Genomic DNA, 15,264 nt, shown 5'->3' with positions numbered 1-15,264 from the left:
AGATTCTAGGACGAAGGCCGTTCTTCGTTAAACGGGCGCTAGGGCGTCACCCTTACACCAACATTTTCGACGCGATCGCCGGGGACTTGCACCCCGATTCTCCCAAACGCGCAGGAAAACCGCGCGTTCGTGCGTCTCCGCACCACCATCTAGGCCATCGATTATTACCGTCAAAATGGTATCACGCAAAAGGGCCCCGCACACAGGCGAAGCCCAAGGTAAAAGCTATTGTTTGCGATAGGAAAATGCGGTGACGGTCGCAGCCTCTAATGTTTGCCGCCGTGGCTGTTGAGCCAGATATTGCGGCCCAGCATAAGCGCCAGCACCAGCGCGCTCACGTAGCCCATAAAGCCAATGACCGGGATACCAAACACAACCGGCTCGATGCGTGCGTAGTACACCACCGACGAACCGATAAAAAGGCCGGCGATAACGATAGCCATCGACATGCGGTCGATAATTCCGCCCAGCTGTCGCAGCGCCTTATCGCTGCTCATGATCTGCGTGTTCACCTTAAGCTGGCCGCGCGTGAGCATGCGCGAAGCCAAGCCCAGATACTCGGCCGCCTCGAGCGAGCCTTTTGCCGCGCGATAGCTGCTCGCGGCAAGATCGCGTCCCATATCGCGCACACGCGCATAGGTGCTTTTCTCGTTTTTAATGTGCGTTTGGATGATCTGGATCATGTTGACGTTGGGCATGTACTCGGTCAGCAAACCCTCGAGCGTCACCATGCCGCGCGCGAACATCGTCACCACGCTCGGCAGCTCAACATCGTTTTTGCGCGCCAGGTTTAGCAGCGAGGTCAAAAACTCGCCGATATCCAGGTCTTTAAGGTCGAGGCCCGCAAAGTCAGCCACGATAAAGTCAAGATCGGACAAAAAGGCCGAATGATCGAGCTCAGCCGAGTCGCCACGCGTCACGGCGAAGCGCATGAGCGAATCCTTGAGCTTGGGCACGTCACCCTCGGCCACGGCGAAAATCATGTCCTTAACGATGCCACGATCGTGGCTCGACATGCGTCCGACCATGCCCAAGTCGATAAAGTAAACGATGCCGTCCTTGAGAATGATGTTTCCCGCATGCGGGTCGGCATGGAAAAAGCCGTCATCGAGCACCTGCGTCGAGTAGTCCTCGACAATCGCGGCACCGATCTTTTCCAAGTCATAGCCCTCGGCCACCAAGCGTTCAGGATCGGCGATCGAAATGCCGTCGACGTAATCCATAACCACCACGTGCTCGGTGCACAGGTCCAGATAGGATTTAGGGCACGTCATGCCATGAACGCTCTTATGGAACTCGTAGAAGTCGTTGAGGTTTTTGGCCTCGGCCAAAAAGTTGGTCTCCTCGCGAAACGAGGTCCACAACTCCTCGACTACGCCGTGCAGGTCAACGAATTGATCGGTGTTGACGAACTTGGAAACGATACGCACCACCGAGCGGATGATATCGATGTCCTGTGCCATAACCTGCTGCGCACCGGGGCGCTGCACCTTGACGGCCACGTCCTCGCCCGTCACCAGACGAGCGCGGTGCACCTGCGCGAGCGATGCGCTACCAAGCGGATTGGGGTCGATCGCATCGAACATCTCCCCCAGGCGCAGGCCGTATTCTTCTTCCAGACAGCTGAGTACGACCTCGTACGGCACCGGCTCCACGTCGGAGCGCAGACGACGCAGCTCGTCGCAAAAGCGCTGCGGCAGAATCTCGGACCGGTTGGCCAGAATCTGCCCCATCTTGACGAACATGGGGCCGAGTTCCTCGAGCAGGCGGCGCAAACGAACCGGCGTGAGGTTATCCCACACGCGGTACTTTTTGACCAGGCGAACAATCTGTCCAATGCGTTCGCGACGACCCGCCGGCGTGAGCTGGTATTCCTCGTCCGGCGCCATCGCGTCGGGCTCCTCGGGGACCATATCGACAGCGCGCGGCTTCTTGCGAGCGCCCGAGACGACGGCATCGACCTCATCGACAACCGCCGCCTCGTCACCCAAGGGATCTAGATTGTTGTAATCGGTGGTGGAATCTGCCATCTGCGCTGCTACTCGGCCTCTACGGTATCCTTCGCATCGTCGGGCTCAACGGACTCGACGGGCACCGAGGTCACATTGTCCTCGACTGAATCGACAATGTCGCGCACATGGGCCAGGAAGGCCGTGCGCTCGGGGGCGGTCATAACGCGGACGCGAGCAAGGATGAGCTCGTCGAGCACGCGCTGGGCCGCGGTCTCGCCCTGCATGCCCAAGCGCTCGGTCAGATCGGAGATGGTACCGCCGGCCTGCTCGAACATGTCGGACACGCTGCGGGCGATATCGGGGGTGGCGGTGTCCTTGCGGACCTGCTCGCCCTTGGTGTTAAGGTCGTCGAGGACCTTCTTGCCGCCTTCGACAGCAACGGCGGCAGCGCCAAAGCCCACGTTAATGGCGCCGTTAACAAGCTGATCGAGTTTCATAACCATGGTTATCTCCAATCACAAACAACTGCATTGGCGTTCTTGTACCCAAGATTGAGCGAAAGCGACAAAGCGTTTTAGCGCTATTCGATCGACGGGAAATCCCTACCTCACGTTGTCATTCATCGCGAAAGAGTTCTTCATGGCGCAGCTCGTGGTGTAAAGCACCTTGCCCAGCAGGGCATCGGTCTCCACGCGGACACGCTCGGCAAAGGCCTCGTTGGCGCGTGCAAGTTCGGCAGGCACCTCGGCCTCGGGCAGAGCGGCTACGGCAGCATCGACGTCATGGATCTGCTTGTGGCCCATGCCACCGACCTTCTCCTGATAATCCTCGACCGCGCGACCGCACTCATGGAAGCGGACGTCAGCCAGCGCGCCGATCAAGCGGTTGGCCCAGTAGAAGTTTTCGGACGTCACGCGAGCCTGCGTGTCGGCATAGTACTCGGGCATGGTCTCGACGTTGGCGTACAGCGGAACCAGCGCGTTAAACGAGTTGGAACCAAAGGCCATCCACTGCACGGCGCGATAGGCCGACTGCGCATAGGGACGCAGCTGCAACACGGCGAGCTGGCTGTTGCGGTTGATGCCGATGGGGCGATAAGCGCCGCGCGTGGCGGGCGTGCCCTTGCTACCGTAGCAGTCGTACTCCGTGCCCTGGTAGTGGCTCGAAAGCACGTACTTAATGTCCTCGATGGTCACCTTGCGCTCGGGCACGCGGCTCCAGGGGATATCGTCGCTCTCGGGCGTGTAGTCGGCGTCGGGGCCATCCCACACGTCGCTGGGGTTGAGGCAGCGCTGCATGTACCACGCGCGCGGCGTGTTGTAGACATGGTCGCTGTCGCCGTGCGAGCCAAAGGCCTCGCGCGGGTTAAAGACCGTCGCCGGACCGTCGCCCTCGACGCCCAGCGTCAGGTCCAGATGCCACTCGGCCATCCAGGAGCGCAGGTCGGCCGAGCACATGTGGTCGGTCTGGGCGCCCTCGGCGTCATCCAGGTCAAAGCTGTCGATACCCAGCTGGTTGGGCATGGTCACATAGGCGTCGTCAGGCACGCGCTTGGCAATCCAGTGGTGGCCGCCGATGGTCTCGAGCCACCAGATCTCGTCCACGTCGCTAAAGGCGATACCGTTGTTCTCGTAGGTGCCGTAGCGCTCGAGCAGGTCGCCCAAGATACGCACGCCGTCGCGGGCGGACTTGGCATACGGCAGCACCAGGGTCACCATGTCCTCCTCGCCCAGGCCACCGGGCTGCGCCGGCACATAGCCGTCCTCACCCTCGTTGCCCTTGGCGGGCACGTAGTCCACGAGCGGATCGGCGCCGCGGACGCGCTCGTTGGTGGTAAGCGTCTCGGTTGCGGACATGCCAACATTGAGCTCGTTGAAACCGGCCTCGGCCCAGATACCGTGGCCCGGGACAACATCGGGGACGCTCGTATAGCGCATGGGGTTATCGGGCAGCTCAACGGTCAGGTGGCTCAGGACGCTCGTGTAGACACGCGGCTGCTCGTCGGGATGCACTACGCGCATGCGCTTGGGCTCAAATACCCCGTTGGACGAGTCCTCGTTACGCGCGACCAGGGTCGACCCGTCGTAGCTTGCGTTTTTACCGACCAGAATCGTTGTGCACGGCATGCGCATCCTCCTTGAGCGAAGAAATCAAACGGCAACAGTGTATCGCTTCGGCGCAGAAAGGGCGAAACCACGGCTTCGGCAGCCCCTGTGGGCAAAAACGCCTATTTCGATGCGCGCTCCGCCGCCTCGATCACGTGCTTGGCGAGAATTGCTGTCGTCACGGCGCCCACGCCACCCGGCACGGGGGTGATTGCGCCAACAACCGGCTCCGCGGCATCAAAATCGACGTCGCCGACCAGCTTGCCAGCGGCTTCGTCCCAATTAATGCCAACATCGATAATCGCCTGGTCCTCGCGGACCGCATCTGCGCCAATCGTGCGCGCGCGTCCAACGGCGGCAACCACAATGTCGGCAGCACAGCACTCGGCGGCAAGATCGCGCGTATGCGTATGGCACGTCGTCACGGTTGCGTTGCGCGCCGTAAGCATGGCGGCAACGGGGCGGCCAATTACCAGTGAGCGTCCGACCACAGCAACCTTGGCCCCATCCAGCTCAACGCCGTAATGATCCAGCAAAGCAAGCACGGCTTCGGCTGTGCAGGGGGCAAAACCCTCGCCGCGCCCCGAAAGCGTGGTGAGCAGTGAAGCCGGCGTCATGGAGTCAACGTCCTTGGCGGGATCGAGCGCTGCGGCGACGGCGTTCTCGTCAAGGCCGGCGGGCAGCGGGCGGAACATCAGACAGCCATGAACAGCCGAATCGGTATTGATGTCCTCGACGGCCGTCAACAGCTCGTCCTGCGAAACATCGGCAGGAAGCAAAACGCGGCGAGCCTCAATGCCAACCTTCTCGCAGCGCTTGAGGGCACCGCGCTCGTAGGACAGGTCGTCCTCGCGCTCGCCCACACGAACGATGGCCAGCGTCGGTACAACACCGCGCTCGCGCAGGGCTGCACAGCGAGCAGCAAGTTCCTCGGTCAAAGCGCGAGCAACGGGAGCACCCTTCAGCAGTTCAGCCATGGCTATCCTCTCTTCCTTGCAGCGTCGGAGGCGCGGCGCGCCAGCGCATCGGCGCGCGGCAACCATGTGTCGAGCAACTCATCACACGCCGTCTCGAGCTCCTCAGCACGAACGCGATCTTTCATAGACGTGGTGTTCGCAAAGAGCGTCAAGCTCGCGCCCTGCATAGCGGCACGGCAGAACACGGCGCCGCACGCCACATCGGACAGCAGCTGACGCGAACCCTTGTCGGCCATGTCCTCGAGCAGCGCCAGCGCACGCCCGCAGGCATCCATAATGCGATACGGCGGCATAGCGGCCACATGCAGCGCATCCTGAATCGCGGTCGCTCGAGCCGGATCGTCACGCGGAATACCGTACGCCGTGGACACCTGCCCGTAGGCACGAACGTCCTCGGCGACCAGACCCACAAGTTCCTGCGCCAACTCATCCGCCTGGGCAAACGCGCGCGTCAGATCGTCTGCGCGATCGGCAAGCGCGGGATTAGTCGCCCCATAACGAGCAACCATCCCACAAAGCGAGGCACCCAGCGCGCCCACAAAGGCGCTCGCGCTGCCACCGCCGGGAACCGGCTCGCGCGCGGCCAGCGCCTCGGCAAACCCGCGGCAGGTCTTGTCCATCATCTCTTGGCTCATACGCATGCACCTTCAAGTCATATACATCGGTCGAGCGGAATCGCCGACCAACCGCATCGATCACGTAATGGTGCTAAGTCTAGCCCATAAGTACATGAGCGTCAGCGCACCTGGCCATCGCGGATTTCTATGACGAACGATAGGCGTCGGCACCGCAAACATGGGACACATGGCCCACCTTTCGAGACTTCCGGACGTCAAAAACTGAGGCATATCTATAAACAAGGAACCTGTTGGGGCAACGCCCACGCACGCGCGCCCCATTAAATCAACGGGCACCTCACCCCGGGGAGGGCCGACAGCATCGGCCCTCCCCTCTTTTGCGACCGCACATATTGCCACTTGTCGGCGCAATTCCAGCCCCCAGAATGGGACACATGGCCCACCCTAGCGAGCCGTCCACGCGTACAGTAAAGGCAGGTAATCCGTGGGCGGTTACAGATCGAGGAGGACACGACCATGAAAAAGAAGGCCTTTGCGATTCTCACCCTCTGCATAAGCCTCTTTGCCGCAGTTGCCCTGGTGGGCTGCGGTGGCAGCGGCGGCGCTACCGGAAGTGGCGGTGGCGGCGGAGCAGAAAAGCCCGCCGTGGATATGAGGACCGACTTCATTTGGTTTAAGGTCGAGGTCCCCGAGGGCGTCGAGATCACCGACGTCGCAGGCGACACCGCCGACAGGGCCCAGTTTAAGTTCACCGAGAGCGAGCACGCCAGCGACCGCTTCATCCCTGTCTTCGATCCTGACAAGAACGCCGATGAGTTGTTCGACTACGAGGCAAAGTGGAAGGCCAACTCTGGATGGACCGAGAGCGATCCCGTTAAGTACAATGGCAAGACCTGGCGCAGTGCCTACTTCACGCACTCGGGCGGCGTAACGACCGAATACTTCACCGACGTTGACGGCGGCAGTGTGTACGTGCGTATCGACAACGTCGAGGAACACAAGGACGCCGTCGAGACCATGATGAAGTCTCTGGAATTTGCCGACGACATCGCCGAGGCCAAGACCGAGGCCATGGACGTCAAGCTCGACGATATCGAGATCAAGCGCTAAGCGACTGGCAAGCGCAACGGGAAACACGGTCGCAGTGCAAACAAGCGACGGTACCCCAGCGCTTCGTACCCAGGGAGGGCCGGTAAACCGACCCTCCCTTTCTTATGCCGGTAGCCGACGAACGCGAGGATGCCGGACGCCGGAACCGCCCCAAATGTGGCAACAGTACGAAAACGACAAACACCCCAACACGTCCGCCCACCGATTTATCGCGCCGCGCAGACAATTAAACCAGCATCTTTAAACATCTGGGCAGTATAGTGACCAAAACTATCGCATAACCGCACTCTGCGAATGGAGAAGTTATGACCGAACACCACGCCATCAGCCGCCGAGCATTTACGTTGGGCCTTGGACTCGCGGCGTTGTCGCCACTTGCAAGCCTGCCCGAAACCGCCATGCTGGGCATTAGCCCGCGGGCAGCCTTTGCGGACAGCACGGCCGGGCCAGCAGTCAGCCTCGACAATTTCGTCATTCGCCTTCGCCCCGCGGGCTATTTTCGTACCGCAAGCGTTAACGAAGACGGCAACGTCATCGGCAACGTCTGCCATCTGTTTAATGACGGCACGTCCAGCAAGCTCATCCTTGAGAACGTAACGACCAAGAATGACGATACAAACTGGTATGCTATCCGCACCTTGCTCAATTTCGAAGAGCATAAAAAGACGGGCTACAGCATTTGGTCGGTCGATGGCGACTCGGACAAAGACGGAAAGGTCATCCACGTATGGAGTGGCGAGCATGACGGCAAGCCCAGCCGCTCTTTTGCGTTCGAGCGTCAATCAAACGGAACCTATATCATCCGAGACCGCACGGTCGAGAAAGAAACCGAGAAAAAAGACATTAAGTACCTGGCAATAGAATCGAACGGCGAAGACCAGGACAACAACAAGATCTGCCATAAGAGTAAGAGCATTCCGTGGGAGCTCGAACTTATCGGTTACGACATGAAAAAGAACGATGCCACGGTTAGCAGCCTCGACTGGATCACGTACAGCAGCTACGTCGATGGGCCATGTTGGATGAAATACGTCGACGACAACAAGTTCCTCGACGAGCTGAGCATCCCGGGCACGCACGATTCGGGCACCTGTAGCGTGGACAACGACACCGAGCCCCAATCCTCGCAAGTAAAATGCCAGCAGGATTACATTCCCACGCAGTTGCTCGAAGGCATTCGCTATTTTGATATCCGGCTCGGAAAGGGCGACAACCCCGGTATCGACCACGGGGATTACTACCTGCTCAAAAAAGACGCGTACTTTATGCATCTTTCCGATGTCATAGGCTACTTCAAAACGTTTTTGAACGAAAACCCGACAGAAGCGCTCATCATGCTTGTATCACGAGGCAACGACGAGGCTACCGACGAAAGTGTTACGACGGCTTTCGCCAAGGTTTTGGACGACAACCCCAAACTGTTCTATACGTCGAGCCGAATCCCCACGCTACACGAGGTGCGCGGAAAGATCGTTCTGCTGCGTCGATTTAGGCTCGCCGGCAACAGTGTAAGCGGCCACACGTGGGGCCTCGACCTCACCGAATGGGATAACAAAATCGCAGCGCACACCGACAGCAGTTCCATGTGCCTCGTCCAAGACGCGCAGGGCTTTGAAGCCGCGGGGGAAACAGGCGACAAAGAGCCCTATTGCACCAAGGTATACGCCCAGGACAAGTACAAACTCACGGGAACCGACAAGCTCAACTGGGTCGATAATGCGCTGAAGGAAACGACCGGGCGCACGCGCAACGAGGTAGATGTCGAGGACGATAACGGGGCCAAGGAGAAAGTCCTGGAGCGTTGCTGGTCTATCAACTACACCAGCTGCACGGCTTGTCGCACGGAGGCAATCCTTTTACCTCGGCACGAGTAGTCAACGAGCATCTGTATAAGAGCCCGTACATCAATCCCAGCGGCATCGAGGATACAAAGTCAGATTACCTCAAGCACATTGGCATCATCGCATCCGACTTTGTTGATGCGGCGCTGGCCCGGAGCATCTACCAGCGCAATTACGATACGGAGCACAAGCAGACGGCTTCGTACTATCTCCCGTATTATCTCCCGACCCGCATGCGCATGACGTACGGTGACTCGCTGAGCGATGCCTCATTCCAGGACGGCAAGACCGTTGGCGAGGGTCATTTCCGCCTCGTCGACACCAGCAACGTACTCAACGTGGCAGCTTCGGGCCATGCGTTTGCCATCGAATATGTGGATGTCGACGCCTTGGGCAACGAGACCGTTACGGAGCTGCGGGGCTCCGTGCCCATCGATATCGATCCACGCGAGCTGACGCCCCATTTTGAGGGACTCGAAGGCCTTAAGGCCGGCGAAGACGTGCGCGCCAAGATTGCGGCATCACTCGAGGGCAAGCTCGAAACCGATGCCTGCACGGCCCAGCTCGAGTTTGTGCACGACGCGAACGGCGCTCCGGGAACGGCGATGGCCGAGGGCGAGGCATTTACCGCGGGAACGTACTGGGTGCGCGTGAACGGTCTCTTGGGCGACGCGGCGCAGAGCTACACGCTCGCCAGCGATGGAGCCGCAAGCTTTACCGTAGCGGCCTCGGGCAGTGCAGGCGGCACCGGTAGCGGCACGGGTTCCAACGCAGACGGCGCCGACAAGAACGGCGGCGCCGACAAGAGCAAGGGCTCGACCGGAAAACTCGCCGACACGGGCGACGGCTCTGGCGTTGCCGCCGGGCTCGCTGCCGCCGCCGTGGCGACAACGGTCGCCGGCGCGGCGATGCTTGCCAATGACCGCGAAAACGTTGGGGACGACAGCGAATAGGCAAGCCCGCCTTTTAGACACATCGACTCAATTGGGGGGCGCAGAATACCGTTCTGCGCCCCGATTTTACCTTAGCCCGAACACCGTTATCGGCTACATCACCATGTTCAGCGCATTCACGAACTCCTGAGCTTGGGAGCGGCTGCTCAGACTAAAGACACAGGCAGTCAACAGCCTGTTACGTAGGAAAACGTCGCGACCCTTGATCCTGTTGACCCCCGTGATGTCCTTAAGATAGACAATCTCGGTGTGCTTGCCACCAAAAGTGCCCTTCTTGAGCACCTCAATACGGTTGGGGTAGATCTTGACGTCTTTATACCTACCCGAACCTTTGTCCTGGAATAGCAGCGTGTTGTTGTCCATACGCGTCACTCCCGTGGGGTTCGCTAAAACTGTCACTATGGTCACATTTTAGTCGCCGCAAACCCTTTTCGCGGTCGTGCGCAGAGCACCAAAATCGTGTCCGCACGAGCAAATAAACTAATACAACAAGGAATATAAGCCGTTATCCAAAGATGGCACCACAAAACAAAGGGTTAGTAATAGCTAAGACTTAAGTCTTAAACCCTTAGGAAGTGCTAATATATAGTTATTGAAAGAGGCTACGATGCAGAGACGCGAATTGATCCGCATCCTCGAAGAAGCCGGCTTCATCTCGAAAGGAGGCACTAATCACGAGAAGTTCGTCAAAGGAGATAAACTCGTGCTCGTGAAACGCCACCGAGAGATTGAGGATCAAATTGCCAAAAGAATCCTAAGGCAGGCAGGACTTCGATAGCTCATCCTCATCACATTTCGCATCGCTTTTTAGAGGAGGTCTTACATGGTTTACGTATGGGAATTTGAGTTCTTTGATTCGGACGGCATGGTCGATGCCGTGCCATGTGGCTCGCTGGGCGGAGGAGGAACGTTTGGCTCCGACCTAAACGACGCTGTCGAAAGCGCCGCTGATTTTCTCGCATGCATGGTCGATGACCACCTAATGGGCGGCGTCGACCTGCCTGCGCCGGACTTCGGACATGAGCCGCGACACGGCGGCAAGATTATCGCCGTAGCCGTCAGCCGCGAACTCAACGATATCCCCGCCGTCACCGCAGCGGATGCCGCGCGCATGCTTGGCGTTAGCTCGGCAAGAGTATCGCAACTGATAAATGCTGGACTGTTGGATTCATGGAAGGATGGCACCAAGCGCATGGTGTCCAAAGCTTCCATCGAGGCACGACTCGCCGACGCTCCAAAGGCAGGGCGCCCAAAAGAGGTCCCTATTGCTGTATAAGACGAGACTACTACGCACCTTTATTACACACGATGTTTTCAGCCTGGTATAAACAAGTTCAATAATAGAATGCAAATCCAACCATCGTGTCTGATTACGAAAGGATTTTTGCCTTTTCTGCAGCAAACTCTTCCTCGGTAAGTACTCCACTATCACGCAGCGTTGCAAGCCTCTCAAGTCTTGCAACTACATCGCCACTATCCGCCAGCGTCTCAATAGTCTATGAAACCTGTGGATACCGCTCGAGCTCCTTCGATAGGGCATCGACTATCTCAGCAATATTCTTTGCATTTTTGCCCCCGTTTAGTACGTTTGTCCGGACCTTAGATGACGAGTTGACAGTAACGCCAGATCCGCCTTCAACTGGAACAACCGAAATACTGATATTTTCGCCCCAGGACCAAAGGCTCATACCGATCTCAGCTGCAACTGTTCTTGTTGTGGGCGATGCACTATCAACTTTTACTTTAGGCAGCTTTTCCATAGCTGTCTTCAAGGCATTAAACGTGTCGTCAGGAGAATACGGTACCTGAAGCTGAAGCTGCTGATCCGCAAAACCCATAATCTGGCCTCCGCTTCTTGCTAGATTAAGGCTATCGGTAATGGTAGCACGTTCCCAGCAATTTTAAATTCGTCTCATGACCTTGCGATGCAGCCCGACACCCCGACACCGCTCCCCTACTTCCCAAATAGCGCGCCCAGAAGACCGCGGCGCTTGGGCTTCTCCTCTCGGCAGGAACCCTCGACGGCGGCTGCAACCTGGCGCGGTTGCTCGCCGCCTCCACGGCGCACGATCTGGTACAGGAACGGCGATTTAACGTATTTGACCTCGATGGGCATGGCATGCACGGTGCTTTCTCCGGACAGATGCAGGCTCGGGTTGAGCGGCGCCACCATGTGCGTTTCGCGCTTGTCACTAAACACCACCGCGGCCGCGCGGCCCGTCTGGCCGTTCACGGCGATGCGCACCTGCTCGCCGTCGCGGCTGTCCGTTGCCGGACGGTCGACAAAGTACACCGGCACCATAACTAGGCCGTCCTTATGCTTGCGGGCCTTGCGCGCCCACGTGCGGATACTCTTTTTATTGAGCCCCAGTACAGCCTCGGCGTCGTTGCCCGCAACGTCGAGCGCCAACTTATCAATGACCACCTGGTCCTTGGTAGACGCATCGACTGAGACGACGCGAAAGTCACCTTCCTGCATGGCAGGGTCAAACGGCCCAACCTTGGCAAAGTCCCACGGCTCCAGAATGCCCATAAGGCGAACATCCAGATAGTTTGCCCTCGGATACGCCCAGTCGAGCACCTCGTAGTACACCAGGGTTTCCTTGCTCAGGCCCTTGCCCGGGAAGCTCGCCATCATGCGCAGGTCCGCCAGCGCCATGGGGAAATAGAAAAGCATCATGTCGTTTTGGATCGCATCTTCCACGTCGTGCCCGGCAAAGGCATCCGGGTACTGGCGCACCAGCTGCAGCGCGTTGGCACGTGCCTGCTGTGGCGAGATTTCGCAGGGAATACCCTGCCCAGGTACATACTCCGCACCAACGCCCAAGGTCAGGCGCTTGCTAAACGTCCCCGGCTTGAGCAGGTCGGCAATGCCGATCTTGTTGCCGCAGGACGGGCACTCAAACACACGCTGCGTTGACTCGCCCTCAAAGGACGCTCCGCAGAAGGGGCAAGGAATGCTCACATGCGTGGCCTCTTGGAACTCTTGCGCCGTGCCGCGATCCTCCCACAGCAGATGTTCCAGGACCGACTGATTGCGCCAGTGCGAATTGAAGAAATACCAGTCCGGGTCCTCCGGGCGCTCGAGTTGCGACACATGCGTGAGCTTGAGCAGTCCATCCACTACCGTCAACGGCGTATGGCGAATGCCCAAAGCGCTCTTGGGCTCTCCGGCGTCCGCCTGCCACGGAATGACCGCACCGCAATAGGCGCACTCAAAGCTGCGCTTAGCCTGGTGCGAGTACATAGGGCCGCCGCAGTTTTGACATTTAATGGCAAACATCTCGTCCATGGAAACGTCCTCCTTTGCACAGGGGCTGTCGACATTAAGTATGTCGAGCAAGCAGGCACATGCCCATACCCATGTGGCCCAAAATGGACCACCCAGGCAGACGAGAAGGCTCGCTCGTTAGCACCGGCAGACTATTGCTGCATTTTCTGAGCATCGGTGCACGGCGCCCCCGCGCGAGCTACACTATCCCCTTAAACATGATTGTGAGGACGACCGCTATGCTATTTGTAAATCGGCTGGTACATACGCTTGTTCCCGGCAGCGAGAGCGAGCCGGTCGATGCATCTTGCCGCACCAACGCGGGCTTTTCCGCAAGCCTCGTCTGCATTGGCCTCAACATCACCCTGTGCCTGGCCAAGGGCATCGCGGGCCTGCTCGCCGGCTCCGTCTCCCTCATCGCCGACGCTTTCAACAACCTCTCCGATGCCTCGAGCAACATCGTGAGTCTGCTCGGGTTCCGCCTTGCCAGCCGCCCGGCAGACGAAGGCCACCCCTATGGCCACGGTCGCTATGAGTACCTAGCTGGCCTGTTCGTCGCCGTCCTGGTTTGCGCCGTCGGCATCAATCTGATCCTCGAGTCGGTCACTAAGATCATCAAGCCTTCCCCCACTGCATATTCGGTGCTCTCCTTAGCCGCCCTCGTCTTGTCCATGCTCGTTAAGCTCTGGATGGCAGCGTTCAACCGCACGCTGGGCGATCGCATCGACTCGGAGACGCTCATCGCCACAGCACAGGACTCCAAAAACGACGTCATCACCTCGGGCTCGGTCTTGGTGGCGGCGCTTATTTCGCAGACGACCGGCTTTGACCTCGATGGCTGGGCAGGCCTGGGTGTGGGCATCTTCATCTGCATCAGCGGCATGGGCCTAGTGCGCGACGCCATCAGCCCATTGCTGGGGCAAGCGCCCGACCCCAAGCTCGTCCAGGCAATCCGCGATAAGATCATGTCCTATCCGCAGGTCTTGGGCACACACGACCTGATGGTGCACGACTACGGCCCCGGTCGTCAGTTTGCCAGCGCCCACGTGGAGATGCCCGGCGAGGGCGACGCATTTGAGCACCACGAGATTTTGGACACCATCGAGCACGACATCAAGCGCCAAATGGGCATCGATATCACGCTGCACTGCGACCCCATCGCCACCACCAGCGACGACCTGCGCAGCTGGGTCAAGCGCGGCGTCATGCAGATCGATCCCGCGCTCTCCATCCACGACCTGCACGAGCACGACGGGTTCGTTTCGTTTGACCTGGTGCGTCCCGACGGCTTTGACATATCCGACGAGGAGCTGCTGGAGCTCGTCACGCGCATCGTGCACGAGCGCCGACCCGATGCCTCATGCGTCGTCACGTTTGATTCGGGCTTTAGCTCGCCCGAGCGTCCGGCCGAGCAGTTGTAGCCTGCTTAACAGCTAGTTTCCCTGCGCGCCCGAGATGCCGTTTTGCAGGGCGTTCCAGGCATCCGTCGCCATGTCGCCCAAGTTCTGCGCGGTATCGCCCAGGTTTTGTGCCGTGTCGCCCAGCTCTTGCGCCTTGTCTCCCAACTCCTGCGCCTTGTTGCTCAAGTCCTCCAGCGTATTGGAACTCGAGCTGTCCGCGCCGCCCTGGCCGTCGGACGAGTTGCCCGAACTGTTCTTGTGCGTGAGTTGAATTTCGAGGTTGCCGTTGTCGTTATAGTAGGCAGAAGCAACGACCCAGTTGGCATCGACGACGGGCGTTGAGCCATCATCAGTCAGGACCACGGCATTCGAAAGATCGGCGCCGCGCGACTTGAGGATCTTCTTGGCGTTGGACCAGTACTGCCCCGGGATATCGCTCAGATCGACGGTGCTTGACGAGGCGGACTCGGTTTGCTCGGCAGTGGCATCGGCCGTTGAGCTCCCCCGCTTGTTGAGCATGCCCGACACGATGGCAAACACAACCGACAGCGCAAAGAAAATCGCCAGCACGATGAGGATCTTCTTGATCACGCTCGACGAACGCGACGGCCTCTTCTCCTCGTCTTCGCTATATTGCGGAATCGACTTGGGGTACTCGCGATACGGCTCGTGCGACTCGTAGCGAGGCTGCGCCGTGCGAGGCATATACGTCGTCTGCTGAGGCTGCGGAATGGGATTTTGCGGCAGGTTGTCATAGGGATTCGGCGTCGAGGCAGCATAAGAATCCTGCGGCGTGTAATCAAACGGATCCGGAGCTGCGTTGCCATAGGGGCCTTGCGAAGATGCAGCGTAAGAATCCTGCGCCGTGTCGCCATAGCCCATAACCCGGGTGGGCTCGGCAGAAGGCTGCGTCGCGGCGGGGTCGGCATAACCGGGGTTGGGAACAACGCGGGTCGCATCGGCGCTATCGCCAGCCTGCGCGGAACCGTAGCCTCCCATCACGGTTGTCTTGTCCTGATCCATGCAACGATTCCTTTCCGTCGCGCGTGAGCCTCAAGTTATCCATGCATTCTACCC

Annotated in this window: 16 protein-coding genes; 6 read left to right on the top strand and 10 right to left on the bottom strand. The window is 59.0% G+C overall.

The window, feature by feature from the left end; all coding sequences use genetic code 11:
- Window positions 1–266: 266 nt before the first annotated feature.
- The 5 genes from AB5202_RS07225 to AB5202_RS07205 form a co-directional block, all read right to left on the bottom strand.
- Window positions 267–2,030, bottom strand: coding sequence for an ABC1 kinase family protein (locus AB5202_RS07225; RefSeq protein ID WP_368144230.1), 1,764 nt, complete (start codon window positions 2,028–2,030; stop codon window positions 267–269).
- A gap of 8 nt (window positions 2,031–2,038) precedes the next feature.
- Window positions 2,039–2,455, bottom strand: a complete 417-nt coding sequence (locus AB5202_RS07220; protein ID WP_055285760.1) for a hypothetical protein — start codon at window positions 2,453–2,455, stop codon at window positions 2,039–2,041.
- Between the two features lie 99 nt (window positions 2,456–2,554).
- The gene (locus AB5202_RS07215) at window positions 2,555–4,078 is read right to left on the bottom strand and encodes a C69 family dipeptidase (protein ID WP_368144232.1); all 1,524 of its coding nucleotides are present in this window, start codon (window positions 4,076–4,078) and stop codon (window positions 2,555–2,557) included.
- 101 nt (window positions 4,079–4,179) lie between these two features.
- Entirely contained in the window at window positions 4,180–5,034 is an 855-nt protein-coding gene (locus tag AB5202_RS07210; protein ID WP_195502753.1) for a bifunctional 5,10-methylenetetrahydrofolate dehydrogenase/5,10-methenyltetrahydrofolate cyclohydrolase, read from the bottom strand.
- A gap of 2 nt (window positions 5,035–5,036) precedes the next feature.
- Entirely contained in the window at window positions 5,037–5,669 is a 633-nt protein-coding gene (locus AB5202_RS07205; RefSeq protein WP_368144233.1) for a cyclodeaminase/cyclohydrolase family protein, read from the bottom strand.
- A 459-nt stretch (window positions 5,670–6,128) separates the two neighbouring features.
- On the opposite strand from AB5202_RS07205, the gene AB5202_RS07200 reads away from it, so the two are divergent.
- The 3 genes from AB5202_RS07200 (at window position 6,129) to AB5202_RS07190 (ending at window position 9,516) form a co-directional block, all read left to right on the top strand.
- Complete coding sequence (locus AB5202_RS07200) at window positions 6,129–6,722, top strand: hypothetical protein (RefSeq protein WP_368135088.1); 594 nt, start codon at window positions 6,129–6,131, stop codon at window positions 6,720–6,722.
- A gap of 305 nt (window positions 6,723–7,027) precedes the next feature.
- Window positions 7,028–8,596, top strand: a complete 1,569-nt coding sequence (locus AB5202_RS07195) for a phosphatidylinositol-specific phospholipase C domain-containing protein (RefSeq protein WP_368144235.1) — start codon at window positions 7,028–7,030, stop codon at window positions 8,594–8,596.
- Complete coding sequence (locus tag AB5202_RS07190; RefSeq protein WP_368144236.1) at window positions 8,524–9,516, top strand: hypothetical protein; 993 nt, start codon at window positions 8,524–8,526, stop codon at window positions 9,514–9,516. Before AB5202_RS07195 ends, AB5202_RS07190 begins: the two co-directional genes overlap by 73 nt.
- A 93-nt stretch (window positions 9,517–9,609) precedes the next feature.
- Here the strand turns inward: AB5202_RS07190 and AB5202_RS07185 are convergent, their stop codons facing one another.
- Window positions 9,610–9,879 carry a hypothetical protein gene (locus AB5202_RS07185; RefSeq protein ID WP_368144237.1) on the bottom strand — a complete coding sequence of 90 codons (270 nt, stop codon included), beginning with the start codon at window positions 9,877–9,879 and terminating at the stop codon, window positions 9,610–9,612.
- Window positions 9,880–10,123: 244 nt separating this feature from the next.
- Between AB5202_RS07185 and AB5202_RS07180 the strand changes: the two genes are divergently transcribed.
- The gene (locus AB5202_RS07180) at window positions 10,124–10,294 is read left to right on the top strand and encodes a type II toxin-antitoxin system HicA family toxin (protein WP_084591772.1); all 171 of its coding nucleotides are present in this window, start codon (window positions 10,124–10,126) and stop codon (window positions 10,292–10,294) included.
- A gap of 45 nt (window positions 10,295–10,339) precedes the next feature.
- Entirely contained in the window at window positions 10,340–10,792 is a 453-nt protein-coding gene (locus AB5202_RS07175; RefSeq protein WP_368144239.1) for a helix-turn-helix domain-containing protein, read from the top strand.
- Window positions 10,793–10,886: 94 nt separating this feature from the next.
- On the opposite strand, the gene AB5202_RS07170 is transcribed toward AB5202_RS07175, so the two are convergent.
- The 3 genes from AB5202_RS07170 to AB5202_RS07160 all read right to left on the bottom strand — a co-directional run bounded on the left by AB5202_RS07170 (window position 10,887) and on the right by AB5202_RS07160 (window position 12,808).
- Window positions 10,887–11,000: an SHOCT domain-containing protein gene (locus tag AB5202_RS07170; RefSeq protein ID WP_368147502.1), complete on the bottom strand. Its 114-nt coding sequence runs from the start codon at window positions 10,998–11,000 to the stop codon at window positions 10,887–10,889.
- A gap of 12 nt (window positions 11,001–11,012) precedes the next feature.
- The gene (locus AB5202_RS07165; RefSeq protein ID WP_368144240.1) at window positions 11,013–11,354 is read right to left on the bottom strand and encodes a hypothetical protein; all 342 of its coding nucleotides are present in this window, start codon (window positions 11,352–11,354) and stop codon (window positions 11,013–11,015) included.
- 116 nt (window positions 11,355–11,470) lie between these two features.
- Window positions 11,471–12,808 carry a TFIIB-type zinc ribbon-containing protein gene (locus AB5202_RS07160; RefSeq protein WP_368144241.1) on the bottom strand — a complete coding sequence of 446 codons (1,338 nt, stop codon included), beginning with the start codon at window positions 12,806–12,808 and terminating at the stop codon, window positions 11,471–11,473.
- 218 nt (window positions 12,809–13,026) lie between these two features.
- Here AB5202_RS07160 and AB5202_RS07155 point away from each other — a divergent pair, with 218 nt between their 5' ends.
- Window positions 13,027–14,208, top strand: coding sequence for a cation diffusion facilitator family transporter (locus AB5202_RS07155; protein ID WP_368144242.1), 1,182 nt, complete (start codon window positions 13,027–13,029; stop codon window positions 14,206–14,208).
- Between the two features lie 12 nt (window positions 14,209–14,220).
- Here AB5202_RS07155 and AB5202_RS07150 read toward each other — a convergent pair whose 3' ends face one another.
- Window positions 14,221–15,210, bottom strand: coding sequence for a hypothetical protein (locus AB5202_RS07150; RefSeq protein ID WP_368144243.1), 990 nt, complete (start codon window positions 15,208–15,210; stop codon window positions 14,221–14,223).
- Window positions 15,211–15,264: the final 54 nt, after the last annotated feature.

Origin of the sequence: Collinsella aerofaciens (genome assembly GCF_040915545.1) — a bacterium.
In the GTDB taxonomy this organism is placed as follows: Bacteria; Actinomycetota; Coriobacteriia; order Coriobacteriales; family Coriobacteriaceae; genus Collinsella; species Collinsella aerofaciens_BE.
The sequence above is the reverse complement of the archived record's forward strand: the minus strand, read 5'-3'. Positions and strand labels throughout refer to the sequence as shown.